The sequence below is a fragment of the Streptomyces sp. NPDC006134 genome (assembly GCF_040628835.1).
Classification (GTDB): Bacteria; Actinomycetota; Actinomycetes; order Streptomycetales; family Streptomycetaceae; genus Streptomyces.
This window is the reverse complement of sequence record NZ_JBEXTV010000011.1, coordinates 113,976-138,172: the sequence shown is the minus strand read 5'-3', so window position 1 is coordinate 138,172 and position 24,197 is coordinate 113,976. Positions and strand designations below refer to the sequence as shown.

Here is a 24,197-nt window from a genome sequence, read left to right as displayed (position 1 = left end):
TGGCGGCCGGAACGAGGGGGTGGCGGGGTCAGCCCGCGTACGGGTCCTGCACGGTCCCCGGCCGGGCGAGGAACTCGAAGTCGCAGCCGGTGTCGGCCTGGGTGATCTGGTCGAGGTAGAGGGCGCCGTAGCCGCGCTCGTACGGCACCGGCGGCGGCGTCCAGGCGGCCCGGCGGCGCTCCAGCTCCGCGTCGTCCACGTGCAGGTGCAGGGAGCGCGCCTGGACGTCGAGGGTGATCAGGTCGCCGGAGCGGACCAGGGCCAGCGGCCCGCCGACGTACGACTCGGGCGCCACGTGCAGCACGCAGGCGCCGTAGCTCGTGCCGCTCATCCGGGCGTCGGAGATGCGCACCATGTCCCGCACCCCCTGCTTCAGCAGGTGGTCGGGGATCGGCAGCATCCCGTACTCGGGCATGCCCGGGCCGCCCTTGGGGCCGGCGTTGCGCAGCACCAGGACGCTGTCCGCGGTGATGTCCAGGGACGGGTCGTTGATGGTGCGCTGCATGGTCTTGTAGTCGTCGAAGACGACGGCCGGACCGGTGTGCTTGAGCAGGTGCGGCTCGGCGGCGATGTGCTTGATGACGGCGCCGTCCGGGCACAGGTTGCCGCGCAGCACGGCGACCCCGCCCTCGGCGGCGACCGGGTTGTCCCGGGTCCGGATCACGTCGTCGTCGTGGACGAGGGCCCCGGCCAGCTGCTCGCGCAGCGTGTCGTGGCAGACCGTGGGCCGGTCCAGGTGGAGCAGGTCGGGGATGCGGGAGAGGAACCCGGGCAGGCCGCCGGCGAAGTGGAAGTCCTCCATGAGGTACTTCCGCCCGCCCGGCCGGACGTTGGCCAGCACCGGGACCCTGCGGGCGAGCCGGTCGAAGTCGTCCAGGGTCAGGGTGACGCCCGCCCGGCCGGCCATGGCGATCAGGTGGATGACGGCGTTGGTGGAGCCGCCGAGGCCGAGCACGGTGGTGACCGCGTCCTCGAAGGCGTCCCGGGTGAGGATCCGCGACAGCCTGCGGTCCTGGTGGACCAGGCCGACGGCGGTCATCCCGGCCCGCGCGGCCATCCGGTCGTGCCCGGAGTCGACGGCCGGGATGCTGGAGGCGCCGGGCACGGTCACCCCGAGCGCCTCGGCGGCGGCGGTCAGCGTGGAGGCCGTGCCCATCGTCATGCAGTGGCCGGGCGAGCGCGCCAGGCCGCTCTCCAGCTCCTGCATCTCGCAGTCGCCGATGAGACCGGCCCGCTTGTCGTCCCAGTACTTCCACATGTCGGTGCCGGAGCCGAGGGTCTCGCCCCGCCAGTGCCCCGGCAGCATGGGCCCGGCCGGGACGAAGACGGTGGGCAGGTCGACGGAGGCGGCGCCCATGAGCAGGGCGGGCGTGGACTTGTCGCAGCCGCCCATCAGGACGGCCCCGTCGACCGGGTAGGACCGCAGCAGCTCCTCGGTCTCCATCGCGAGCATGTTGCGGTAGAGCATCGGGGTCGGCTTCTGGAAGGTCTCGCTGAGCGTGGAGACCGGGAACTCCAGCGGGAAGCCGCCCGCCTGCCACACCCCGCGCTTGACGGCCTGGGCGCGGTCGCGCAGGTGGACGTGGCAGGGGTTGATGTCCGACCAGGTGTTGAGGATCGCGATGACCGGCTTGCCCAGGTGCTCCTCGGGCAGGTAGCCGAGCTGGCGGGTGCGGGCCCGGTGGCTGAACGAGCGCAGGCCCTCCGTGCCGTACCACTGGTGGCTTCTGAGCTCCTCGGGACGCTTCCCGCCGGTCGTGCCGTGCGTGCCGTGCGTGCCGTTCATCCCGTTCGTGTCGGTCATATGGACCACCCGGCGACGATGGCGGCGACCTCCGCGCGCTCGCTCTCGGGCAGCGGCCTGCTCGGAGGGCGGACCTCCCGGCGGCACAGCCCGAGCGAGGCGAGGGCCTCCTTGACGACGGTGACGTTGTTGGCGGAGCCGTTGGCTGCGCGCAGTTCCTCGAAGCGGCGGATCTGCTCCCACACCTTCATGGCGGCCGGATAGTCGCCCGCGCGCAGCGCCGAGAGCATGTCCAGCGAGACGGCCGGGGCGACGTTCACCAGCCCGGAGGTGAAGCCGGTGGCGCCCGCGGAGAAGTACGAGGGGGCGTACGGCTCGGCGAGCCCGGCCACCCACACGAACCGGTCCAGCCCGGCGTCGCGCGCGAAGGCGGCGAACCTGGCGGCGTCGGGGACGGCGTACTTCACGCCGATGACGTTGGGGCAGGCGTCGGCGAGTTCGGCCAGGCGGGCGCCGGCGAGCTGCGCGTTGCGGACGTAGGGCACGACGCCCAGCTCGGGCACGGCCTCGGCGATGGCGCGGTGGTAGTCGACCCAGCCGGCCTGGGAGACGTAGGGGTGGGCGGGCTGGTGGACCATCACCATCTGCGCGCCCAGCTCGCGGGCGTGCCGGGCGGAGGCGACGGCGGTGGGCACGTCGTGGCCGACGCCCACCAGGATCGCCGCCCGGCCGCCGGCCTCCTCCACGGTCAGCTCGGTGACCAGGCGGCGCTCGGCGGGGGTGAGGGCGTAGAACTCGCCGGTGTTGCCGTTGGGGGTGAGGGTGGTGATGCCGGCGTCCAGCAGACGGCGCAGCAGGGCCCGGTGGGTGGCGGCGTCGACGGAGCCGTCCTCGGCGAACGGGGTCACCGGGATTGCCACCACGTCGGCCAGGGCCGCCCGCTGGCCCTCGAACGTCGTTGTCATGCCTGACCGTCCTCTCCCTGGGTCGCGGTGCCCGCCTCGGGGAAGGCCCGCTCGACGAACGACGCGATGTGCGCGTGCAGGGCGCTCGCCGCGCCGTCCGCGTCACCGGCGAGGGCCAGCCGCAGGATCTCCCGGTGCTCGGCCGCCTCCTGCTCCCAGGAGGGGTCGGCGGCCCAGGCGACGGCGGAGACGAGGGCCGCCTGGTCGCGGACCTCGTCGAGCATCCGGCCGAGCAGCGGGTTGCCGCACGGCAGGTACAGGGCGCGGTGGAACTCGCGGTTGGCCAGGGACCGTTCGGCGGTGTCGTCGGCCTCGTCGGCCCGCGTCAGCGCGTCGCGCGCGGCGTCCAGGGAGGCCCCGCGGCGCACGGCGCGCCGGAGCGCCTCGGGCTCCAGGAGCAGCCGCACGTCGTAGACCTCGTGCGCCATGTCCGCGTCCACCATCCGCACCGTGACGCCCTTGTACTGGCTCATCACGACCAGTCCGGTGCCGGCCAGGGTCTTGAGCGCCTCGCGCACCGGGGTCTTGGACACCCCGAACTGTGCGGCGAGCTCGGTCTCGACCAGGGCCTGACCCGGTGTCAACCGCCCGGTGAGGATGCGGCGTTTGATCTCCTCCAGCACGTACTGCGTGCGGGAGGGGATCGGCGTGGGGACGGAGGTCATGCGCGCCTCTCGGGTCTCGCGTCCGGGATGGACCGCGTGGTCGGGACTCGTGCCGGACGCCGCGTATCCGATCTCACGTATCGGATCTCGCGTATCGCGTCTCATATATGACGTACGAAGTACGACGCGTTGAAGGTAGGAGCGGCGCTGTGTTTCGTCAATGCTTCCGGCAAAGGAAGTTGAGGTTGCCGCTCGGCCAAGCCGGCGCCCGGACCCGGCGGGCACGCCCCGCGCGCACGGCGCCGCACGGCCCGCCGGGCACCGCGACGGCCCGGGCGGCGCGCCCGGCGCTCTCGGGTGCGCAAGGGATCTGTTCGCCTTAGCGATGCGTGCCGTCGAGGGGTGCGGGCGGGGCGAACCCGCCGTACACCGGCCCGGACACCGCCGGGACCAGGACGGGACCAGGACGGGACCAGGGACCACGCGCAGACGCGGGACCAAGAACGGGCTCACTCGCGCCGGACTGATGTGCCGCCGCAACTCCGCGAAGGCGCCGGGACCGGCGTCCACCCCGGATCGCGTCCGCCCGGCCCGACCGCCCGCTCCGGCAGCGGGGCGCCGGCCGGGACCGGCACGGCCGGGCCGGAGACGCCGCCGCGGTCCGGGGCGTCCGCGGAGGCGGCGAGGAAGGACACGCGGGCCCGTGCGCCTCGGTAGTGCCGGGGCCGTCGGCGGAGGCGGCGAGGAAGGAGTGCGCCGCGCGGAGGGCGGCCGGTGTCTGCGGGGGCGCCCCGGCCGCGTCCGCCGGTCCTCGCGGGCGACGCGGCGACACCGGGTGCGGGCGGCGTACGGCGCGACGGCGTACGCGGTGGTGGACGGCGCTCGGCCGCTCCCCCGCGTACGCCGGAGTGCCGTACGCCGCCCAGGGCGCCGATCAGGTGGCGGCGGGCCTGCCGGACGCCCGCCGCCTTGCGGTGACCGGGCACCGCCGCCGGGGCCGGCGGGCCGGTCCCGCGTCAGCTCCCGGCGAGTGCCGCCCGCACCGCCTCCAGGTCCCCGTCCGACGCCAGCCCGGCGTGGTACAGCCGCAGTTCCGTCGCGCCGAGTTCCCGCGCCTTCGCCGCGTCCGCCGCGAGGGTGCCGGGGCTGCCGCCCATGCCGGAGACGACGGTGAAGTTGGCGGCGAGGACGGCCCCCGCACGCCCCTGCTCGGCGAACGGCGTGAGCAGGCCCGCGCCGCCCGTGCAGGGCACGACGACCCCGTCCGCGACGGACAGGATGTGCGCGGGGTCGACGCCGGCGTTGGCGCCGCAGTGGTACGACACCGGGTCGGCGTGCAGCAGCACCTGGAAGCCGTCGGGCGCGGCGGCGCGGACGGCGGCGACGGCCGCCTCCTGGAGGGTGCGGGCGGTGGCGTCCCGCCACGCGCGCGTGGCGTTCGCCCGCGCCTCGCCGAGCAGCTTCTCCACCCCGGCCCAGCCCCCGTCCGACGGCGCTCCCCGCCACACCGGCTCCAGCGCGGCCCGCACGGCCGCCGCCAGCCCGTCGGCGTCCAGGCCCTGCTCCCCGTACCCCTCCCGGCAGGCCGGGCAGAAGCACAGCGACATCAGGTACTGCCCGGCGTCGCCGAGTCCGACGCCGCCGGTCTTGTCGTGGGCGTGCAGGTGGGCCAGCCCGTACCAGCCGAGGGACTCCAGTTCGGTGCCGCGCGCCCCGGGCCGTACCGCCGCCTCGGCGGCCAGGTCGACGAGGTACGCGCGCGTGGCGGGCTGCGCGACGCACGGCGCCCACGGGTAGCGGTCGCCGTAGGCGTTGACGACCGAGGTGTCCGGGTGCTCGGCGCCCAGGCGGGAGTTGTGCGCGAGCACGACCCAGGTGTGGACCTCCAGGCCGGCCCCGGCGAGCGCGGCGGCGGCCTCGCCGTAGGCGTCTCCCGGGGCCCAGTCGCCCGCCTCGTACGGGCGCAGGGTCCGCCCCGTCCAGCGGCCGTCGGGCCGGTAGAGCACGGCGGCGTGCTCGGCGGTGACGATCCGGTGGCGGGGGTGGCGGGGGGTCAGCGCGCGCGTGGAGTGGTAGGCGGCGGCGAGGGTCGCCTGCCGTACGCCGAGAGAGGCGAGCCGCTCGGGTGCCCCGGGGTCGCCGTTGACGTCCCAGGGGTAGACGAACGCCGATGCCTTCACCGGTCCTCCTCCAGCAGCGCGTACCCGCGCTCGATGATCCGGGCGAGTTGCTTGACGTGCTCGTCGGCGGGTTCGTGCAGCGGCGGACGCACCTCCCCCACCTCCAGGCCCCGCAGCCGTACCCCGGCCTTCACCAGGGAGACGGCGTAACCGGCCCCCTGGGCGCGCAGGTCGCAGAAGGGCCCGTAGAAGCCGTCCAGCAGGCGGCGCGCGGTGGCGTCGTCGCCGGTCCGCAGCGCCCGGTGGAAGGCGAGGGCGATCTCGGGGGCGAAGCAGAACACGGCGGAGGAGTAGAGCGTGACGCCGAGGGCGCGGTAGGCGAGCTGGGTCTGCTCGGCGGTCGGCAGCCCGTTGAAGTACAGGAAGTCGCCGGGGACTTCCGCGCGGACGGCGCTGACGGTCCGCTGCATCAGGCCGAGGTCGCCGAGGCCGTCCTTGAGGCCGACGATCCCGTCCGTGCGGGCCAGCGCGACGACCGTGTCCGGGGTGAACACCGCGTTGTCCCGCTGGTAGACGATCACCGGCAGCGAGGTCGCGGCGGCGATCTCCGTGTAGTGCCGCAGCAGTCCCTCCTGCCCGGCCGCCACGAGGTACGGCGGCATGGCGAGCAGGCCGTCCGCCCCGGCCTCCTCGGCGAGCCGCGCGTAGCGCACCGCGAGCGCGGTGCCGTACCCGGCGCCCGCGACGACCGGCACCCGGCCCCCGGCCGCCTCCACGGCCGCCCGGACGCACTCCTGGAACTCCTCCGGCGTCAGCGCGTGGAACTCCCCGGTGCCGCAGCAGGCGAAGACGGCCGCGGCGTCCGCCTCCACGCCGCGGCGCACGTGCGCGCGGTAGGCGTCGAGGTCGACCGCGCCGCCCGGGCCGTACGCGGTGACAGGGAAGAACAGCGGGCCCGTGGGGACGGTGAGCCGGGCGGCGAGAGGGGATGACGTCACGGGCTCTCCCATTCCATGTCCATGATCCGCTTCTATGTTTATGATCAGCGTCCATATTTCTGAACGCCGCCACGCTAAGCGGCCCCCCGAGGGCCGGTCAAGCGCACCTCCCGCACCACACCAGTGAAATCCCCGCTCGCACCGGATACTTGACGGGCGGCGCCCCCGCTCCTTAGCGTGCCCAAGAATATGAATGCCGTACGTCCATGTGTACGGCCGTGGATGCAAGGAGACCGAGGATGCCCGCTCCCCGCACCGTTCTGCTCACCGGCGCCGCCGGCGGCCTCGGCACCCTGATGCGGGACCTGCTCCCCTCCTACGGCTACGCGTTGCGCCTGTTCGACGTGCGGCCGGTCGAGGGCGAGCCGGACGCGATCACCGCCGACCTCGCCGACCGGGACGCCGTACGCGAGGCGGTCCGGGGCGTCGACGCGATCATCCACCTGGCGGGCATCTCCCTGGAAGCCTCCTTCGAGAAGATCCTGAAGGCGAACATCGAGGGCACCTACCACCTCTACGAGGCCGCCCGCGAGGAGGGAGTGCGCCGCATCGTCTTCGCCTCCTCCAACCACGCCGTCGGCTACACCCCCCGCCCGCAGGGCGACGACCCCCTCGTCCCCGTCGAGACCCCGCGCCGCCCCGACACCTTCTACGGCCTGTCGAAGTCCTTCGGCGAGGACCTCGCTCAGCTCTACTGGGACAAGCACGGCCTGGAGACCGTCTCCGTGCGCATCGGCTCCTGCTTCCCCGAGCCGACCAGCGTGCGCATGCTCTCGATGTGGATGAGCCCCGCCGACGGCGCCCGCCTCTTCCACGCCGCCCTGACCGCCGAGAACGTCGGCCACACCGTCGTCTACGGCTCCTCCGCCAACACCCGGCTGTGGTGGGACCTGTCCTCCGCGCGGGCGCTCGGCTACGACCCGCAGGACGACTCCGAGCCGTACGCCGCCAAGCTCGTCGCCGAGCAGGGCGAACTCGACCCGGACGACCCGGCGCACGCCTGCCTGGGCGGCCACTTCGTGACCGACCCGCCGATCTGGCCGTACTGAGCGGGGCCACCCGCCCCCTGCGGACGCCCGCCGGGACCCGGACACCCACCGGGACCCGGACACCCACCGGGACCCGGACACGCACCGGGACCCGGACACCCACCGAGGTCCGGACGCCCGCCGGGACCCGAATGCCCACCAAGGTCCGGACACCCACCGGAGACCGGACGCCCACCGGACGGCCGAACGGCCGAACGGGTCCGGTAAGGGAACGGTAAAACGAGCTCACTCGTTACTCGTGGCATGACAGCTATGACCCCCGGCTCGAACATCCCTCTCCCCGTCACCCGCGTGACGGTGGACGTCGCCGCCCCGGTGCGGCTCGACGTATCGGGCCTGCTGCTCACCGCCGACGGCAAGGTGCGCTCCGACGACGACTTCATCTTCTACAACCAGCCCGCCGGCCCGGGCGTGACCTACCGCTCCGGCGGCGGCACCGCCCCGGACGCCATCACGGTGGACACCGCCGCCCTGCCCCCGGGCATCGAGAAGATCGTCGTCACCGCCAGCCCCGACGCCCCCGGCCAGACCTTCCAGGGCATCGAACCGACCGCCACCCTGCGCAACGCGGACGACAACTCCGTCCTGGCCACGTTCACGCCCCCGCAGCTCGGCACCGAGACGGCCCTGGTGATCGTGGAGATCTACCTGCGCAACGGCCAGTGGAAGGCCCGCGCGGTCGGCCAGGGCTACGCCAACGGCCTCGCGGGCATCGCCACCGACTTCGGCGTGACGGTGGAGGAACCGGCCGCCCCCGCCCAGCAGCCGGCCGCCCCGGCCCAGCCGGTGACGCCCCCGCAGCCGGTCACCTCGCCGCCGGTCGCCCCGCCGGCCGCCGCGCAGTCCCCGGTGACCCCCCAGGCCCCGCCGGCCCCGGCCGCGCCCGCCCCCGGCACCGGGAAGATCAACCTGGACAAGGGCCGCGTCAGCCTCCAGAAGAACCAGACCGTCTCCCTCGTCAAGGGCGGCCGGCCGCTGCTCTCGCAGGTCAAGATGGGCCTCGGCTGGGAGCCTGCCTACCGCGGCAAGGACATCGACCTGGACGCCTCCGTCATCGCCTACGGCCCGCAGCGCAACCACATCGACAGCTGCTACTTCGGCAAGCTCCAGATCGTGAACGGCGCGATCAAGCACTCCGGTGACAACCTCACGGGCGAGGGCGGCGGCGACGACGAGGTGATCACCGTCGACCTCGGCCGCCTCCCGCAGGACGTCACCGGCCTGGTCTTCACCGTCAACTCCTTCTCCGGCCAGAAGTTCACGCAGGTCGCCAAGGCGTACTGCCGCCTGCTGGACGCCGCGACCGGCGAGGAACTGGTCCGCTTCGACCTCACCAACGCCGAGCCGCAGACCGGCGTGATGATGGCCAAGCTGATCCGCCAGTTCTCCGGCGAGTGGGAGATGACGGCGATGGGCGAGTTCGTGAAGTCCCGCACCGTGCGCGGCATGGTGAAGCCGGCGGCCCAGGCGCTGTAACGGCGCGTACGACTCCGAGGGCGCCCCCGCCCCGGGGGCGCCCGGCCCGGCCAGAGGGCATCCGTCCCGGCCGAAGAGCACCCGGCCCAGCCCGAGGGCACCCGGCCCGACCCGAGGGCACCCGGCCCGCCCCGGGGGCACCCGACCCCGCCGAAGATCACCCGGCCCAGCCTCAAGGCACCCGACCCGGCCGAAGAACACCCCGCCCAGCCCAAAGGCACCCGACCCGCCCCGGGGGCACCCGACCCCGCCGAAGATCACCCGGCCCAGCCTGAACGCTCCCGACCCGGCCCGGGAGCGCCCGGCGGTCAGCCCTCCGCCCCCGCCCGCAGCCCCTCCGTCAGCAGCGACAGGTACCGGCGGATGGCCTTCCCCTCCCCGTCCGCCAGCTCCGACGCGGTCGCCACCCCGTGGACCAGCCGCAGCACCTCCACCGGCTCGACGTCCCGCCGCAGCGCCCCCGCCGCCTGGGCCGCCCCGACCAGCCGGGCCGCCGCGCCCTTGACCGCGTCACCGCACGCGGTGCCGGCCGCCGGGCCGCCGTCCGCGACGGCCGGCCCCAGCAGCGCCCTCAGCCCGCGGACCTGGATCATCCCGGCGGCGAGTTCGTTCAGCCACTCCACCAGCGCCTCGCCCGGCGGCCGCTGGGCCGCGAGGACGCCGGCACGCGCCGCGATCGCCTCGATCCGGTCCAGGTACACGGCCTCCAGCAGCGCCCGGCGGGTCGGGAAGTGCCGGTACAGCGTGCCGGAGCCGACCCCCGCCCGCTTGGCGATGTCGTCCAGCGACGCGCCTTCCCCGTGCTCGGCGAAGGCCTCGGCGGCCACCTCCAGCAATCGCTCGTGATTGCGCCGGGCGTCCGCGCGCATGGGCCTGACCCGCGTCATCCCGTCACTCCTCGCCAACCGGGGCCGCTCTCCGCATCGTATCGGGCGGGGAACGGCGGCCGTCCCGGTCGCACGGGCGGTGCGGGAAGCGCGAAAGGCGCAGAAGGCGCGGGAAACGCGGAAGGCGCAGAAGGCGCGGATGCGGCGTGCCGCGTGCGCCCTCAGCGCCGCTGCCGCTTCCAGGGCCCCGTGATGGCGAGCAGGATGCCGGGCGTCTGGATGTTGGCGAAGAGGGTCTTCCCGTCGGGCGAGAAGGTGACGCCGGCGAACTCGCTGTACGCGGGCTCCTCCTCCGTGCCGACGTTCAGCTCGTTGCGGGCGATCGGATAGGTCCGGCCGCTGTCGGTGGCCCCGAGCAGATGCTGGACGCCGTCGCCGTCCTCGGCGATGACGAGACCGCCGTAGGGGGAGACGGTGATGTTGTCCGGGCCGTCGAAGGCGCCGTCCCGGGAAGGGTCGGGGTTGACGCCGAGGAGGACCTTCAGGGTGAGGGTGCGGCGCTTGGGGTCGTAGAACCAGACCTGGCCGTCGTGTGCGGCGCCCGGGCTCTCGGCGCGGGCGTAGGAGGAGACGATGTACGCCCCGCCGTCACCCCACCACATGCCCTCCAGCTTGCGGGCGCGGGTGATCTGCCCGCCGGTGAACTGCTTGCGGACGGACACCGTCCGCGCGTCGCGGTCGGGTACGTCGATCCAGTCGACGCCGTAGACGGTGCCGGTCTTCGTGGCGCGGGAGAGGTCGTCGACGAACCGGCCGCCGGAGTCGAAGCACTTGAACGCCTGGAGGCGTCCCGCGTCGTCGGCGAGGGCGCGCAGCCGGCCGCGGCCGTGCCGGAAGCCCTCCGGCGGGGTCCAGCGGTACAGCAGGCCATTGGGGTTCGAGGCGTCCTCGGTGAGGTAGAGGTGGCCCCGCTTGGGGTCGACGACGACGGCCTCGTGGGCGTAGCGGCCCAGCGCCTTGACCGGCTTCGGGCCGCGGTTGGCGCGGCGGTCGGCGGGGTCGACCTCGAAGACGTAGCCGTGGTCCTTGGTCATGCCGTTGGAGCCGGCCTTGTCCTCGGTCTCCTCGCAGGTCAGCCAGGTTCCCCACGGGGTGCTGCCGCCCGCGCAGTTGGTGGAGGTGCCGGCGATGCCGACCCACTCGGCGACGTGACCGCCGGGACGGACCTCGACGACCGTGCAGCCGCCGGCGGCCGCCGGGTCGTAGACCAGGCCCTCGGTGAGCGGCACGGGGTGGGCCCAGCGGGAGCGGGGGCCGCCCAGTTCGTGGTTGTTGACGAGGAGGGTGGTGCCGCGGGGGCCGTCGAAGGCGGCCGTGCCGTCGTGGTTCGAGGGCGTGTACTCGCCCGACTCCAGGGTCGTCCGGCCGCTGTGGGTGAGGATCCGGTACGTGAACCCGGCGGGCAGGGCGAGGACGCCGTCCGGGTCGGGGACGAGCGGGCCGTAGCCGACGCCGCCGCCGTGCCGGTCCGCCGGCTCCTCCCCCACGCTCTCGGTGTCCGTGGACGCCAGCGCGTTCGGGGCGGAGGCGAGGGCGCCGACGCTGCCCGCCAGCGCGATGCCGGCACCGGTGACCGCGGATCGTCTGGCGAAGTCCCTGCGGGTGAGCGACATGGTGTCTCCTGTGACGGTGGGCGAGCCGTGGAGGGTGGCGGGCCTGGCTACGCCGTCACCGTCGCGCCCGTGCCTGAACGCCGGTTGAACTCCACGGGACGTCACCGGTCCCGCTTGCGTGAATCCACGCCCGCCCACCCACCGGTCCCGCGCCCCGCGCCCCGCACCCCGTCGGCGGCAAGGACGCGGAGCGGGGACGCGGAGCGGGGACGCGGAGCGGGGACGCGGAGCGGGAGCGCGGACCACCAGCCGCGCGTCTCAGCCCGCCCGCTGGGACCGGGCCTTGAAGGCCGCCTTCCGGGCCTCCTTGGCGATCTTCTTGTCGGGGTGCAGCCGCCCCATCGCCTCCAGGACGTCCGCGGTGGCCGGATGGCCCACCCGCCAGGCCGTGTCGAAGAAGCCGCTGTGCTGCCGGGCCAGCCCCTCCACCAGGGCCCGCAGCTCCTCCGAGTTGCCCTCGGCGGCGAGCTGGGCGGCCACCGTGTCGATGGTGAGCCAGAAGACCATCGCCTCCGACGGCGCGGGCACGTCCCGGGCGCCGTGCTCGGTGAGCCACACCCGGGCCAGCCCGCCCAGCTCGGCGTCGTCGAGGACCTCCCGCAGGGCGGGTTCGGCGTCGGCGCCGACCAGGGACAGCGCCTGCTGGCAGCACAGCCGCCGCAGCGGGGCCCCGGCGTCCGAGCCGCGCGCCGCCGCCAGCAGCTCGCGTGCGGCGGCGAGGGGTTCCCGGCGGGCGAGCCACTGCTCGGTCTCGGCCTGCGCCGCCGCCGGCCCGAACGCGGCGGTCCCGTCGAGCAGCGCGTCGGCGCCCTTGTCCGCGAGGTCGCCGACCGCGGGCGCGGCGAAGCCGGCCTCCAGCAGCCGGGCCCGCAGCCCGTACAGCCCGAGCGGGGTGAGCCGGACCATGCCGTAGCGGGTGACGTCCATGTCGTCGCCGGTCGTCACGGGCCCGTCGGCCGTGTCCCCGCCCTCGCCCTCGCCTTCCGCCAGGAGGGCCTCGTCGACCGGCGTGTACTCCACGAGACCGGCCGGCTCCAGCAGCCGGAACTGCTCGTCCAGCCGCATCATCGCGTCGGACACCTGCTGGAGCACGTCGTCGGTGGGCTCGGCCATGTCGTCGGGCACCAGCACCGACGCGGCCAGCGCGGGCAGCGGCACCGGACCGCCGCCGGGGCCGTCCTCGTCGACGGTGAGGAGGTACAGGTTGCCGAGCACCCCGTCGAGGAACTCCGCCTCGCCCTCCGGATCGAAGTCCAGGGCCGACAGGTCGACCTCGCCGCCCTCGGCCATCGCGTCGACGATCTCGCCCAGGTCGGGCACGCTCGCGTCGGCGAGCGCCGTCTCCAGGGCGCCGAGCCACACCTGGAGCACGTCGTGGGGCGAGCCGCCGGTGAGCAGCGCGAGGTCCGCGCCCGCCGCGACGGTGCCCTTCTCCTCGTCGACGATCTCCACCAGCCCGGTGTCCACGGCGACCCGCCAGGCCTCGCTCGCGTACGCCGCGGCGTCGTCCCCGCTCAGCCCGAGCGCCTCGGCCGCCGCCGGAAGCTGCTCGTCGACGAGTCCGCCCCCGGCGTCGACCCGGGTGTCCGGCCCGGCCCAGCGGGCCAGCCGCGCGGCCCGGGAGAGCAACGGCGTGGACAGCGCGTCGCGGGCCAGCTCCGCTTCGGCGTGCAACCGCACCGGCGGCAGGGGGGAGCTGTCTGACATCGGCTGTTTCTCCTAGCGCGCCTCGAAGGCCGTACGCCCGCCACGTAGGCCGTACGCCCGTCTGGAAAATTCGTACGGCCACCTGGGAGGTGCGTACGACCACCTGGTACGCCGTGCGCCCACCGGGCCGCACGGCTCAACCGCTCAGCCTAGACGGGTTTCGCCCCATGCCGCCCGGTTCATCTGCCCGACGGCCGCCGTACATGGCCGAAACCTTGACAACGGGCTTGGCCAGGCAGGAGATTGACGCGCGTAGAGCCGTAGGACACGTGTTCCTCACGCCGTCCGCACTCCCTGCACGCCTCACCGCGCACACGTGACCACGCGCGTCCCACGGTTCCCTCCTGCTCCACCATCCGTTCCGTCCTCCGTTCCGCCCTCGACCCGGCGTTCCGTCACGTCCCCGGAGGGATCCCTTGCCGAGCAAGTCGTCCGCGCGGCTGGCCGCGCTCACCGTCGCCGCCGTCTGTTCCGCCGCGTCCACCGTCGTCCTCAGCGCGCCCGCGCACGCCGATTCCGTGCGCATCCACGACATCCAGGGCACCACCCGCATATCCCCGTACGCCGGCCGGCAGGTCACGGGGGTGACCGGAATCGTCACCGGCGTGCGCACCTACGGCTCCTCCAGAGGCTTCTGGATGCAGGACCCGTCCCCGGACGCCGACCCGGCCACCAGCGAGGGCGTGTTCGTCTTCACGTCCTCCACCCCGAAGGCCGCCGTCGGCGACGCGGTCACCGTCTCCGGCACGGTGACGGAGTACGTGCCCGGCGGCACCTCCTCGGGGAACCAGTCGCTGACCGAGATCACCCGCCCCACGGTCACCGTGGTCTCGGGCGGCAACGCGGTCCCGGCCCCGGTGACCGTAGACGCCGCCGCCGTGCCCGGCCGGTACGCGCCCGACGGCGACCCCGCCGCGAAGGGCTCGGTCAACGGCCTCCCCCTCCGTCCGGACCGGTACGCCCTGGACCGCTACGAGTCCTGGGAGGGCATGAACGTCTCCGTCGCCGACGTGCGCGTGGTGGGCGCCACCGACCCGTACACCGAGCTGTGGGTGACGGTGAAGCCGGACGAACACCGCAACCGGCGCGGCGGCACCGTCTACGGCTCCTACGACGCCCAGAACACGGGCCGGCTCCAGATCCAGTCCCTCGGCCGGGCCGCCGACTTCCCGAAGGCGAACGTGGGCGACACCCTCGCCGGCGCCACCACCGGCCCGCTGGACTACAACCAGTACGGCGGCTACACCCTCGTCGCCCGCGAGCTCGGCACCCTGACCGGCGGCGGCCTGGAGCGCGAGACGACGCGCCCGCAGCGCGGCGGCGAACTGGCGGTGGCGACGTACAACGTCGAGAACCTCGACCCGTCCGACGACACCTTCGCCGCGCACGCCGACGCGATCGTGCGCCACCTCTCCTCGCCGGACATCGTGTCCCTGGAGGAGATCCAGGACAACAACGGCGCCACGGACGACGGCACGGTGGCCGCCGACGAGACGATGGCCCGGCTCATCGACGCGATCGCCGCGGCGGGCGGCCCGCGCTACGACTGGCGCTCCGTCGACCCGGCCGACAAGGCCGACGGCGGCGAGCCGGGCGGCAACATCCGCCAGGTGTTCCTGTTCAACCCCGGGCGGGTCTCCTTCACCGATCGCCCCGGCGGCGACGCGACCACCGCGACCGGGGTGACGAGGGTGCGCGGCAAGGCGGCCCTGACCGTCTCCCCCGGCCGGATCGACCCGGCGGACCCGGCCTGGGCCAACAGCCGCAAGCCGCTGGCCGGCGAGTTCGTCTTCCGTGGCCGGACGGTCGTCGTCGTCGCCAACCACTTCAACTCCAAGGGCGGCGACCAGGGCCTGACCTCCCAGTACCAGCCGCCGGCGCGGAGTTCGGAGACCCAGCGCCACCTCCAGGCGAAGGCCGTCCACGCCTTCGTCAAGGAGATCCTCGACGTCCAGAAGAACGCGGACGTCGTCGTGCTCGGTGACATCAACGACTTCGAGTTCTCCACGACCACCCGGATCCTGGAGGGCGACGGCGAGCTGTGGTCGGCGGTCAAGTCGCTGCCGCCGAGCGAGCGTTACTCGTACGTCTACCAGGGCAACAGCCAGGCCCTGGACCAGATCCTGGTCAGCCCGTCGATCCGGCGCGGCGACGGGCTGGAGTACGACAGCGTGCACCTGAACGCCGAGTTCCACGACCAGATCAGCGACCACGACCCGCAGGTGCTGCGGTTCCGCCCCTGACGGGCCGGGCCGGGGAGCGGGTTCAGGCGGGCACGAGGCCCAGGGCGTGGTCGTACCGGCTGCCGGTGAAGCCCTTCACACCCGGGTACGTCCGCACCCGCTCCCACAGCTCCGCCGCCGGGCCGGCGTCCGCGGCGAGGGCGTCGTCGTAGGCGCGGGCGCTCTCCCACTCGGCGTAGTTGAGGACGTGACCGCCGTCGGCGCTCAGGTGGAAGTGGGCGGCGATCAGGCCGCGGTGCTCCGCCGGCTCGTCGGCGAGCGCCTTGAGCACGAGGTCGATCCAGTCCGCGCGCCGCCCGGCCGCCGCGGGCTCGAAGTCGATCCGCACCGTCACGATCAGGCCGGGGACGCGGTCGTCACCGGCGGCGCGCTCGCGGCTGCGGTGGTGCCGGTAGCGGCCGAGCCCCAGCCGCTCGATGCCCGGCACCGCCGTGTCGATCTCGTCGACGCGCTCCTGCCGGTGCGTCTTCGCGAAGGACTCGTACGCCTGCTCGCTCGCCCACTGCGCGTGGTGCATGAGCGTCTCTCCGTCGTGCCCGCTGTAGACGTGGTACGACCGCAGGTCCCCGGCGGGCCAGGGGCGGCGCTGCCAGGTGCGGGCGATCGCCTCGACGGTCTGCCGCTGCCGCTCGGGGGTCCCCACGCGCCAGGTGCTGAAGAAGGGCGCCGCGGCGTCCGCGCGGGTGAGATCGGGATGTGCTGCGGTGACTGCGGTACGGCGGGTCATGCCGGCCTCCGGAAGTCGGTGTTCGAAGGTGGCCGTCGGCCACACGCCCACTCTTCGACCTCGACCATGCTTGAGGTCAAGTCTCCGGACTCCGGTCCGGGCGACCGGAGTTCGCAACTCGAACCGGAACCGGTGCCGACACCGGCGCTGTCAGGGGGTGAGGGCGTGCAGAAGGGGCCCCTGGCACTCGCCGCGCAGAGGCCCCTTCGCTTTCCCGCCGACCGGATCAGCGGTGCCCGTTGTGCCGCCGCCGCAGCACGCCCGCCGCGACCACGGCGCCCGCCGCCGCGCCCGCGAGCAGGACCGGGCCCGGGTGCCTGCGCCCGGCCCGCACCACGTCGCGGACCGGTCCCGGCGCCTTGTGCTCCACGGTGTGGCTCGCCCGGCTCGCCCGTTCCTGCACCGCGTGCCCGGCCTGGGCGGCGCTGCTGCGCAGTTGCACGGTCATCGCCCCGGCCCTGTCCTTCAGGTCGGCGGCCCGCGCCTTGGCCCGGCCCTTCACGTCCGCCTTGCCCGCCAGCTCCTCGACGGTGTCGCCGAGTTCGTGGCGGGTCTGTTCGATCTGCCGCCGCAGTTCGTCGGGGCCCTTGGCCCCGCCGGCCGCCTGCCCTGCCCGCCCTGTCCGGTCCATCCGCCCCGTCCGGTCCATCCGTCCTGTCGGGTCCATCGGGTCCGTCATCGATGCGCCCTTTCCCTGATCTCCTCCACGTCGGCCCTGACACTGCCGAGGGTCGTCTCGGGCGTGGGGGGTGCGGCACGCCGGAGCTGGGCGCGTCCGGCCACGGCGAGCAGGCCCGCGACCGCGAACAGCACCGCCGTCACGATGAGCGCCGCGGCCCAGACGGGCAGCGCCAGCGAGAGAGCGGCGACGGCCGTGCCGGCCAGGGCGAACAGACCGACGTAGGCGACGGCGCCCGCGGCGCCGAGCATCCCGCCGCCGCGTCCGGCGCGCTTCCCCTTCTCGGCCAGTTCCTCCTTGGCGAGGGCCACTTCCTGACGTACGAGCCGGGAGAGCTGTTCGCTGGCCTGACCCACCAGTTCGCCCACGGAGTGGTGCCCGTCGTGGACGGGCCTGGGTGCTGTGGTCCCGGTCACGGTGTTCCGCCTCCTCTCGGTTCGGGACACCCGGGTACCCGGACCGGCCCCCGCTACCCCTCCCCGCCCCCGCGCCGCCCCGGGCACGCCGCGCCCACGCGCCCTGCCACCGCGCCGGGCGGCCTACCGCGCGCCCAGCGCCTCCGCCACCGCGTCCCGGACCTCTTTCTCGGTCGGCGCGGGGCGCCCCGCCTCCGCCGCCAGCTCGGCGAGCGAGGTCATCGCGACGTCGGGCAGTCCGCACGCGACGAAGCGGGTGAACTCCACGAGGTCCGAGGTGATGTTGAGGGCGAAACCGTGGCTGGTGACACCGCCGCGGATCCGCATGCCGATGGAGACCAGCTTGCGCCCGTCGGGCGTCCACACGCCGACCAGCGACTGGGCACCGGGCGGGGTGTCCCGCCGCACCGTCTCGAAGCCGAGCGCGGCACACGCCTCGATCAGTCCGTTCTCCACCCAGCGCACGATGTCGCCGGGCCCGCGCTCGCGCAGGTTCAGCACCAGGTAGCCGATGAGCTGGCCGGGGCCGTGGTAGGTGGCCTGGCCGCCGCGGTCGACGGGGACCAGCGGGATGTCCGAGGCGGCGGGGAGCTCGGCGGGCGGGGTGCGGGAGCCGTAGGTGATGACGGGCGGATGGGTGAGCAGCGCCAGCCGGTCCCGGATCCGCCCGGCGCGCCGCTGCTCGACCCAGCCGGCCATCTCCTCGACCGCGTCCTGATAGGGCACCTCGCCCAGATCGAGCCGCTCGATGCCGCCCGCGCCGCTTGCGCTACCCCCCATGCTGAAGCACCCCTTATCCATACGTCGTAGAAGATTTAAGTGGAGCTACAAGATCCTTCTGTCGAGACTACTCCCATGACGACGGACCGCTCCCTGCCTCCCTCCTCGCACGACCCTCTGTCCCCTTCCCCGGACACCCCTCCACCCCCTTCCCCTGGCAACCCCCTGCTCCCTTCCCCGGGCAACCCCCTGCCCCCGCCCTCGGCCCGCCCCCTGCCCTCTCCCTCCGAGTCCTCTCCCCCCGACCGCCCTTCACCCCCTCCTTTCGGCCGCACGCTCTGCGCCATGGTCACGCCCTTCACCGAGACGGGCGCCCTCGACCCCGACGGCGCCGCGCGTCTCGCCGCCCACCTGGTGGAGCGGGGCTGCGACGGCCTGGTGCTGTCCGGCACCACGGGCGAGTCGCCCACCACGACCGACGCCGAGAAGGCCGCGCTCGTCCGGGCGGTGCGGGAGGCGGTCGGCGACCGTGCCACGATCGTGGCCGGTGTCGGCACCTTTGACACCCGGCACACCATGGAGCTGGCGCTGGCGGCCGAGAAGGCCGGCGCGGACGGGCTGCTGGTGGTCGCGCCGTACTACAGCAGACCCCCGCAGGACGCGCTGGAGGCCCACTTCCGGCAGGTCGCGGACGCCTGCGGCCTGCCGCTGATGCTGTACGACATCCCGGCCCGCACCGGCGTCCGCATCGCACCCGGCACGATCCTGCGCCTCGCCGGGCACCCGAGGATCGTGGCGGTCAAGGACTGCTCCTACGACCTGCTCGGCACCCAGAAGGTGCTGTCCCGCACGGAGCTGGCGTACTACGCGGGCTGCGACGAGCACAACCTCGCCCTGTACGCGATCGGCGCCGCGGGGTACGTCAGCACGGTCGCCAACGTCGCCCCGGCCGGGATGCGCGCCGTCCTGGACGCGTTCGACGCGGGCGACACGGCCCGGGCCGCCCGGCTCCAGCAGCGGGCCACACCGCTGATCGAGCGGATGATGGCGGTCGGCCTGCCCGGCACGGTCACCGCCAAGAGCCTCCTCACCGCCCTGGGCCTGCCCGCGGGCCCGGTCCGCCCGCCCCTGCGGCCCGCCGGCCGGGAGACGGCCGACGGACTGCGGGCGGTGTACGAGGAGTTCCTCGCCTCCTCCGAAGAGGGTCAGTTCCAGGCGTAACCGTCACCGAAGAGCAGCGTGTGCTCCAGCACGTCCTCCATCGGGTCGTCGACCTGGCCGGTGTTGATCAGCCCCACCCGGGGGCCGTTGTGCGAGGCCGTGTTCGTCTCGTCGGCGTGCGCGGCCCCCGCCGGGAGCCAGCACATCACCGCCGCGGCACCCGCCCCGGTCAGCCAACGCGCCACGGTCCTCGCCCGCTCGTTCGTCATGTCAGGCATCTCCGGCCCTCGTTTCGTCGGTTCGGCGTCTGATCGGACTCTGCGTCCACCTGTTCATCTGTCAGAACCACCGGAAGGTCACGCCCCGGCCCGGACAGCCCGGACGGCCGGGGCGTGTCGCGTCCGCGACGAGAACCGCTTCACGGCCGCGACGAGAACGAAGAGTTTCGCCGGTCTTAACGGAAAACAGCGGAATCAGAAATACAGCGCGACCCTTTCCAAGATTCCCCGAAGCGCCATGAAATCACTGCCGGAAATCACGTCACAGACGTTACGCTTGCCCGGCTTCGCCAAGTGGTGCAGCGCCTGCCGAAGCGCCCGGGGAGGGGCGCCGACCGCAGTTTCCGGGGGTGCGGACGAATTCGGGACGGCACAGCCGCGCACACAAAACCCCACCCCTCGAAATCCGTTTGTCGAAAAGTGAGGAAGACCTGTGCGACGCATGACCTCCGTCCTGGTGTCCCTGAGCGCCCTGCTGGCGGCCTCCGCGCTGACCGTGCCCGTGGCCCAAGCCGCCCCGCAGGCCGACCGGCCGGCCGCCGTGCCCGCCGGGTGGGAGGCGGTGGACGGCGCCGAACTGGCGCGGATAGGCGAGGAGAAGACCACCCGGCAGGCGGCGCCCGCCCCCGGTGACGACGCCTCCGCCCTGGCCGCGGAGCCCGAGCTGATGGCCATGCAGTCGGCCCGCAACAACCGGTTCGTCGCCACCGAGAAGAGCTACGCGGCCCCGAACACCGGCGTTCTGCGGGCCCGTTCCCTCGAATTCGGCGGTTCCTGGGAAGGCTTCGCCTTCGAATGGGACGAGACCACCCAGACGTACGCCCTGAGGTCTCTCGCGAACAACCTCTATGTGGCGGTCGAGAAGAACTACACCGGCAGTGCACAGAACGTGCTGCGCGCCCGCTCCACCAGCGTGGGCGGCTGGGAGCGGTTCATCGTGTACTACAACGAGGAGCTGGACCGCTTCGCCCTCCAGTCCACGCTGAACGGCCTCTTCGTCGCCATGGAGAACGGCTACACCGGCTCGCTCCAGTACGTCCTGCGCGCCCGCTCCACCGAGGTCTCCGGTTCCTGGGAGGAGTTCACCCTCTACAGCCTGGAAGCCTGACGCCGGCCCGGACGTCCCCGGTACCCGCGCACATCACGCCGGTACCGGGGACGTCCGCTTCCCGCCCCGTCACCGTTCCCGCGCCCCGTCACCGCGCTCCGACACCGAGCCCCGTCGCCGCCACCGCCACCGAGCCCCGCCACCGCCACCGAGCCCCGTCACCGCCACCGCCACCGCCACCGAGCCCCGCCACCGCCACCGCAGTACGCGGCCAACACCGCTCCTCCCCGCCGCCGCGCCGGGTCAGGCGGACTCGCGCCGCACCAGCCGGTGCGCCAGCAGCAGTTCCCTGGCCGGTCCGCGGTCCTCCCCGTCGAGGCGGTCCGCCAGGAGGCGGGCCGCCGTCCGCCCGATCTCCCGCGCCGGGTTCAGCACCGTGGTCAGCGCGGGGGAGACGAGCGCCGCCGCCTCGATGTCGTCGTAGCCGGTGATCGCCACCCGGCCGGGCACCGGCAGGCCCGAGGCCCGTGCCGTGTCGAGGGCGCCGATCGCGATGAGGTCGTTGGCGCAGACGATCGCGTCCGGCGGTTCGGCGGCGGCCAGCAGCCGGGCCGCGCCCGCCCGGCCGCCCTCGCGGGTGAAGTCCGTCCACGCGACCAGTTCCTCGGGCACCGCGAGGCCGGCCTCGGCCAGCGCCTCCCGGTAGCCGCGGTGGCGTTCGCCGCCCGGTTCCGCGCCCCGCGCGCCGCCGATGAAGCCGATCCGCCGGTAGCCGCGGTCCCGCACCAGGTGCCGTACCAGGTCCCGCATCCCCTCGGTCTCGGCGGCGTGCACCACGTCGCCGGGGCCCGCGTCCAGCCGGCCGCCCAGCCGCACCACGGGCGCGCCGGTCGCCAGCAGCGGATCCAGGACCCCTTCGCCGGTGGCGTACCGGCCCAGCACCAGGCCGTCGATCCGGCGCGCGGTGAGCTGCCGCATCACCGCGCGGACCCGGGACGGCTCCTTCGGGGTCTCGCACACCACCGTCAGGTAGTCCCGGGCGAGCGCCGCCTCCTGGAGCCCCGCGGCCAGTTCGGCGTTGAACGGGTTGGTGATGTCCGGCACCACCAGGCCCAGCAGGCGGGTGCGCTGCGTGCGCAGCCCGCGCGCCGACGGGTCGGCCTGGTACCCGAGGCGCCGGACGACGTCCTCCACCCGGGCGCGGGTGGCCGCCGACACCGGCCGGCGTCCGCTGAGCACGTGCGACACCGTCGTGACGCTCACCCCCGCCTCCGCCGCCACGTCCACGATGGTGGCCCGGCCCTTCTGCCGCATCCCGCCTCCGTCACCCACCGGGCGGCGCCCGCCACCGCCCCGTCCCCGCACTCTACCCAAAACGCAAAACGTTTTGTAACGTGCTGCCCGGGCTCCGCACCGTCGCCGGGGGCCGTCCAGCCCACACCTGTGCTTTTCAGCGCCACGCGCTGCAAAACGATTTGGAAACGTCATGGCCTCTCCTCCCCCCTCCGGCCCGTCCGCGGGCCGCCTCAGCCGCAGAGGGCTGCTGGGAGCCGCCCTCGCCGTCGCCGGCGGCGCGGCGCTGGCCGGCTGCTCGGGCGGCGGCACCGCCGACGGCACCGCCTCCCTCCGCTTCCTCGGCCCCAACACCCCGGAAAGCCTGCGGCCGTTGACCGACGCCTTCCGCGCGGCCCGGCCGCGGGCCCGGGTGGCCTACACCGCCATCCCGCCCACCCAGCTCAGCGACGTCCTCCAGCTGCGGCTGACCGCGCGGGACAGCGCCATCGACGTCTACTTCGCCGACCAGCCGCGCGTCCCGGCGCTCGCCGCCCGCGGCTTCCTCACCGACCTCGACGCCGCCCGCCCCGGCACCGGCGCCCGGGCCCGCGCCGCCGTCAGCGAGGAGCAGTACGGCGCCAGTTCCTGGGACGGGCGCCTGTGGTCGCTGCCGCTGTGGACGTCGACCCAGTACCTCTTCTACAACGCCCGGCTGCTCGCCGCCGCCGGTGTCCGCGCGCCCGGCGCCGACCCCGCCGACCGGTGGACGTGGGAGGAGGTCACCGAGGCCGGCCGCCGCGCCCAGGACCGCGCCGGCGCCGTCCACGCCCTGGTCCTGGAGCAGATCCAGTCGTACTACTGCCTCCAGCCGCTCGTGGAGGGCCTGGGCGGCGGCTCCGGCATCACCGGCGACGACATGCTCACCCCGGCCGTCACCACCGACGGCTGGATCCGCGCCATGACCTGGTACGGCCGCCTCTTCGCCGACGGCCTCGCACCCCGCGCCGTCACCCAGGCCCAGACCTCCTCGCTGTTCAGCACCGGCAAGACGGCCTTCTTCGTCGGCGGCCCCTCCAAGCTCAACGAGTTCGCCGCCGTACGGGACCTCGACTGGGGCGTCGCGCCGCTGCCGTACTTCGCCGACGGCCGGCCCGTGACCCCGACGGGCTCCTGGTCGCTCGGCGTCAACCCGTACAGCGCCCGTCCCGACGAGGCCCGCCGGTTCGTCGAGTTCGCCTCCCTCGACCCCGAGGGCAATCTCGCCTCCGTCGCCGTCTCCCCGCTCATCCCCGCCAACCGCGCGGCGTTCGACCGCTACACCGCCGACCTCGAACGCCACGCCACCCGCGCCACCGAGGGCGTGCCCCGGATCATGCGCCACGAACTGGCCCACACCGCCGTCAGCCGCCCCCGCAGCATCGGATACACCCAGTTCGAGACGGTCATGGGTTCCGCCTTCTCCGACATCCGCAACGGCTCGCCCGCCGAGGCCCGGCTGGCCGACGCGGCGGACGAACTGGTCCGCACCTGGGAGCGCCTGCGATGACCCCACCCCGCACCCCCGCACGTGCCTCCGCGCGTGCCTCCGCCCGGCCCGCCGCCACGGCCTCCGCGGCTCCCTCCCGGCGGACCTCGCACCTCAAACCGGCGCTGTGCTTCCTGGCCCCCGCCGTCCTCGCCCTGGTGGTACTGCGGCTGCTGCCCGCCGGCATGGCCGTCGTCGACAGCCTGCACCACCACAGCCTCACCGACGGCGTCACCCGCTTCGTCGGCCTGGACAACTACGCCGACCTGTTCCGCGACCCGCAGTTCCGGGACAGTGTCCGGGTCACCCTGGTCTTCAGCCTGATCATCAACCCACTCCAGGTCGCCGCGGCCCTCGCGCTCGCCGTCTTCTTCAACCGGCGCTTCGCCGGCGCCCGGTTCTGGCGCTCGCTGGTGTTCCTGCCGATCGCCGTGCCGCCCGCCGTCTCGGCGGTCATCTGGAGCATCCTGTACCGGCCCGAAGGCCCCCTCAACGCCCTGCTGCACACCCTCGGCCTGCCCGACCAGCGGTTCCTCACCAGCCCCGGACAGGCGCTGCCGTCCCTGATCGTGCTGATGTCCTGGGTCGGCGTGGGCTACTGGATGACCTTCCTCATCGCGGGCCTGCAGGACATCCCCGCCGAGGTCTACGACGCCTGCGCCGTCGACGGCGCCTCCGCCTGGCAGCGGTTCACCCGCGTCACGCTGCCCCTGCTGCGCCGCCCGCTGGCCTTCGTCCTGGTCGCCGACACCGTGGCCAACTTCCTGGTGTTCGCGCCGGTCCAGCTGCTCACCCAGGGCGGCCCCGAGGGGTCGACCAACCTGATGATGTACGACGTGTTCCGCCGCGCCTACAGCGTCGGCGACATCAACTACGCCGAGGCCGAAGTGGTGCTGCTGGTCGCGATCACCCTGGTGGTGGTCTCCGTCCAGTACCGGCTGATGCGCGGCGAGGAGTGACT

21 protein-coding genes and 1 pseudogene are annotated in these 24,197 nt (G+C 74.0%); 7 read left to right on the top strand and 15 right to left on the bottom strand.

Features of this window, described 5'->3' with window-relative positions:
* Positions 1–28: 28 nt before the first annotated feature.
* The 6 genes and pseudogenes from araD to ABZ340_RS10085 form a co-directional block, all read right to left on the bottom strand.
* Positions 29–1,786, bottom strand: a complete 1,758-nt coding sequence (araD, locus tag ABZ340_RS10110; RefSeq protein WP_358781304.1) for an L-arabinonate dehydratase — start codon at positions 1,784–1,786, stop codon at positions 29–31.
* Between the two features lie 14 nt (positions 1,787–1,800).
* The gene (locus ABZ340_RS10105; protein WP_358781276.1) at positions 1,801–2,709 is read right to left on the bottom strand and encodes a dihydrodipicolinate synthase family protein; all 909 of its coding nucleotides are present in this window, start codon (positions 2,707–2,709) and stop codon (positions 1,801–1,803) included.
* The gene (locus ABZ340_RS10100; RefSeq protein ID WP_358781275.1) at positions 2,706–3,374 is read right to left on the bottom strand and encodes a GntR family transcriptional regulator; all 669 of its coding nucleotides are present in this window, start codon (positions 3,372–3,374) and stop codon (positions 2,706–2,708) included. Before ABZ340_RS10100 ends, ABZ340_RS10105 begins: the two co-directional genes overlap by 4 nt.
* A 449-nt stretch (positions 3,375–3,823) precedes the next feature.
* Positions 3,824–4,009 (bottom strand): annotated as a pseudogene (locus ABZ340_RS10095) (hypothetical protein); the annotation flags it as partial.
* 321 nt (positions 4,010–4,330) lie between these two features.
* Positions 4,331–5,494 (bottom strand): hypothetical protein, encoded by a 1,164-nt coding sequence (locus ABZ340_RS10090; protein WP_358781274.1) that lies wholly within the window; start codon positions 5,492–5,494, stop codon positions 4,331–4,333.
* The gene (locus ABZ340_RS10085; RefSeq protein WP_358781273.1) at positions 5,491–6,432 is read right to left on the bottom strand and encodes a 5-dehydro-4-deoxyglucarate dehydratase; all 942 of its coding nucleotides are present in this window, start codon (positions 6,430–6,432) and stop codon (positions 5,491–5,493) included. Before ABZ340_RS10085 ends, ABZ340_RS10090 begins: the two co-directional genes overlap by 4 nt.
* A gap of 239 nt (positions 6,433–6,671) precedes the next feature.
* On the opposite strand from ABZ340_RS10085, the gene ABZ340_RS10080 reads away from it, so the two are divergent.
* Entirely contained in the window at positions 6,672–7,481 is an 810-nt protein-coding gene (locus tag ABZ340_RS10080) for an NAD(P)-dependent oxidoreductase (protein WP_358781272.1), read from the top strand.
* Between the two features lie 252 nt (positions 7,482–7,733).
* The gene (locus tag ABZ340_RS10075; RefSeq protein ID WP_358781303.1) at positions 7,734–8,957 is read left to right on the top strand and encodes a TerD family protein; all 1,224 of its coding nucleotides are present in this window, start codon (positions 7,734–7,736) and stop codon (positions 8,955–8,957) included.
* 308 nt (positions 8,958–9,265) lie between these two features.
* Here ABZ340_RS10075 and ABZ340_RS10070 read toward each other — a convergent pair whose 3' ends face one another.
* The 3 genes from ABZ340_RS10070 to ABZ340_RS10060 all read right to left on the bottom strand — a co-directional run bounded on the left by ABZ340_RS10070 (position 9,266) and on the right by ABZ340_RS10060 (position 13,164).
* Entirely contained in the window at positions 9,266–9,844 is a 579-nt protein-coding gene (locus tag ABZ340_RS10070) for a helix-turn-helix domain-containing protein (protein WP_358781271.1), read from the bottom strand.
* A 161-nt stretch (positions 9,845–10,005) separates the two neighbouring features.
* The gene (locus ABZ340_RS10065) at positions 10,006–11,457 is read right to left on the bottom strand and encodes an alkaline phosphatase PhoX (protein WP_358781270.1); all 1,452 of its coding nucleotides are present in this window, start codon (positions 11,455–11,457) and stop codon (positions 10,006–10,008) included.
* Between the two features lie 258 nt (positions 11,458–11,715).
* Complete coding sequence (locus ABZ340_RS10060) at positions 11,716–13,164, bottom strand: hypothetical protein (RefSeq protein WP_358781269.1); 1,449 nt, start codon at positions 13,162–13,164, stop codon at positions 11,716–11,718.
* Positions 13,165–13,580: 416 nt separating this feature from the next.
* Between ABZ340_RS10060 and ABZ340_RS10055 the strand changes: the two genes are divergently transcribed.
* Positions 13,581–15,407 (top strand): endonuclease/exonuclease/phosphatase family protein, encoded by a 1,827-nt coding sequence (locus ABZ340_RS10055; protein WP_358781268.1) that lies wholly within the window; start codon positions 13,581–13,583, stop codon positions 15,405–15,407.
* A gap of 22 nt (positions 15,408–15,429) precedes the next feature.
* Here the strand turns inward: ABZ340_RS10055 and ABZ340_RS10050 are convergent, their stop codons facing one another.
* The 4 genes from ABZ340_RS10050 to lipB all read right to left on the bottom strand — a co-directional run bounded on the left by ABZ340_RS10050 (position 15,430) and on the right by lipB (position 18,009).
* On the bottom strand, positions 15,430–16,134 hold the full coding sequence (locus ABZ340_RS10050; RefSeq protein WP_358781267.1) for an antibiotic biosynthesis monooxygenase: 705 nt from the start codon (positions 16,132–16,134) through the stop codon (positions 15,430–15,432).
* Between the two features lie 226 nt (positions 16,135–16,360).
* Positions 16,361–16,765, bottom strand: a complete 405-nt coding sequence (locus tag ABZ340_RS10045) for a DUF3618 domain-containing protein (RefSeq protein WP_358781302.1) — start codon at positions 16,763–16,765, stop codon at positions 16,361–16,363.
* A 44-nt stretch (positions 16,766–16,809) separates the two neighbouring features.
* A complete protein-coding gene (locus ABZ340_RS10040; protein ID WP_358781266.1) occupies positions 16,810–17,229 on the bottom strand; it encodes a phage holin family protein in 420 nt (139 codons plus the stop codon).
* A gap of 123 nt (positions 17,230–17,352) precedes the next feature.
* Positions 17,353–18,009, bottom strand: a complete 657-nt coding sequence (gene lipB / locus ABZ340_RS10035) for a lipoyl(octanoyl) transferase LipB (protein ID WP_358781265.1) — start codon at positions 18,007–18,009, stop codon at positions 17,353–17,355.
* Between the two features lie 213 nt (positions 18,010–18,222).
* Here lipB and dapA point away from each other — a divergent pair, with 213 nt between their 5' ends.
* Complete coding sequence (gene dapA, locus ABZ340_RS10030) at positions 18,223–19,170, top strand: 4-hydroxy-tetrahydrodipicolinate synthase (protein WP_358781301.1); 948 nt, start codon at positions 18,223–18,225, stop codon at positions 19,168–19,170.
* Here the strand turns inward: dapA and ABZ340_RS10025 are convergent.
* Positions 19,155–19,379, bottom strand: a complete 225-nt coding sequence (locus ABZ340_RS10025) for a hypothetical protein (RefSeq protein WP_358781264.1) — start codon at positions 19,377–19,379, stop codon at positions 19,155–19,157. The genes dapA and ABZ340_RS10025 overlap by 16 nt on opposite strands.
* 451 nt (positions 19,380–19,830) lie before the next feature.
* Here ABZ340_RS10025 and ABZ340_RS10020 point away from each other — a divergent pair, with 451 nt between their 5' ends.
* Positions 19,831–20,496, top strand: coding sequence for a hypothetical protein (locus ABZ340_RS10020; RefSeq protein ID WP_358781300.1), 666 nt, complete (start codon positions 19,831–19,833; stop codon positions 20,494–20,496).
* Between the two features lie 243 nt (positions 20,497–20,739).
* On the opposite strand, the gene ABZ340_RS10015 is transcribed toward ABZ340_RS10020, so the two are convergent.
* Positions 20,740–21,750 (bottom strand): LacI family DNA-binding transcriptional regulator, encoded by a 1,011-nt coding sequence (locus ABZ340_RS10015; protein ID WP_358781263.1) that lies wholly within the window; start codon positions 21,748–21,750, stop codon positions 20,740–20,742.
* A gap of 172 nt (positions 21,751–21,922) precedes the next feature.
* On the opposite strand from ABZ340_RS10015, the gene ABZ340_RS10010 reads away from it, so the two are divergent.
* Together ABZ340_RS10010 and ABZ340_RS10005 are read left to right on the top strand one after the other, a co-directional pair.
* Positions 21,923–23,257: an extracellular solute-binding protein gene (locus ABZ340_RS10010; RefSeq protein ID WP_358781262.1), complete on the top strand. Its 1,335-nt coding sequence runs from the start codon at positions 21,923–21,925 to the stop codon at positions 23,255–23,257.
* Complete coding sequence (locus tag ABZ340_RS10005) at positions 23,254–24,195, top strand: sugar ABC transporter permease (protein WP_358781261.1); 942 nt, start codon at positions 23,254–23,256, stop codon at positions 24,193–24,195. The genes ABZ340_RS10010 and ABZ340_RS10005 overlap by 4 nt, the downstream gene beginning before the upstream one ends.
* The last annotated feature ends 2 nt before the right edge of the window (positions 24,196–24,197 follow it).

Excerpts from the sequence above, each read along its gene's own strand:
- ABZ340_RS10015 (WP_358781263.1), bottom strand. The coding sequence starts at position 21,750 with ATGCGGCAGAAGGGCCGGGCCACCATCGTGGACGTGGCGGCGGAGGCG.
- ABZ340_RS10100 (WP_358781275.1), bottom strand. The coding sequence starts at position 3,374 with ATGACCTCCGTCCCCACGCCGATCCCCTCCCGCACGCAGTACGTGCTG.
- ABZ340_RS10080 (WP_358781272.1), top strand. The coding sequence starts at position 6,672 with ATGCCCGCTCCCCGCACCGTTCTGCTCACCGGCGCCGCCGGCGGCCTC.
- ABZ340_RS10050 (WP_358781267.1), bottom strand. The coding sequence starts at position 16,134 with ATGACCCGCCGTACCGCAGTCACCGCAGCACATCCCGATCTCACCCGC.
- ABZ340_RS10075 (WP_358781303.1), top strand. The coding sequence starts at position 7,734 with ATGACCCCCGGCTCGAACATCCCTCTCCCCGTCACCCGCGTGACGGTG.
- ABZ340_RS10005 (WP_358781261.1), top strand. The coding sequence starts at position 23,254 with ATGACCCCACCCCGCACCCCCGCACGTGCCTCCGCGCGTGCCTCCGCC.
- ABZ340_RS10065 (WP_358781270.1), bottom strand. The coding sequence starts at position 11,457 with ATGTCGCTCACCCGCAGGGACTTCGCCAGACGATCCGCGGTCACCGGT.
- ABZ340_RS10020 (WP_358781300.1), top strand. The coding sequence starts at position 19,831 with ATGACCTCCGTCCTGGTGTCCCTGAGCGCCCTGCTGGCGGCCTCCGCG.
- ABZ340_RS10010 (WP_358781262.1), top strand. The coding sequence starts at position 21,923 with ATGGCCTCTCCTCCCCCCTCCGGCCCGTCCGCGGGCCGCCTCAGCCGC.
- ABZ340_RS10070 (WP_358781271.1), bottom strand. The coding sequence starts at position 9,844 with ATGACGCGGGTCAGGCCCATGCGCGCGGACGCCCGGCGCAATCACGAG.
- ABZ340_RS10025 (WP_358781264.1), bottom strand. The coding sequence starts at position 19,379 with ATGACGAACGAGCGGGCGAGGACCGTGGCGCGTTGGCTGACCGGGGCG.
- ABZ340_RS10045 (WP_358781302.1), bottom strand. The coding sequence starts at position 16,765 with ATGGACCGGACAGGGCGGGCAGGGCAGGCGGCCGGCGGGGCCAAGGGC.
- ABZ340_RS10105 (WP_358781276.1), bottom strand. The coding sequence starts at position 2,709 with ATGACAACGACGTTCGAGGGCCAGCGGGCGGCCCTGGCCGACGTGGTG.
- ABZ340_RS10060 (WP_358781269.1), bottom strand. The coding sequence starts at position 13,164 with ATGTCAGACAGCTCCCCCCTGCCGCCGGTGCGGTTGCACGCCGAAGCG.
- lipB (WP_358781265.1), bottom strand. The coding sequence starts at position 18,009 with ATGGGGGGTAGCGCAAGCGGCGCGGGCGGCATCGAGCGGCTCGATCTG.
- araD (WP_358781304.1), bottom strand. The coding sequence starts at position 1,786 with ATGAACGGCACGCACGGCACGCACGGCACGACCGGCGGGAAGCGTCCC.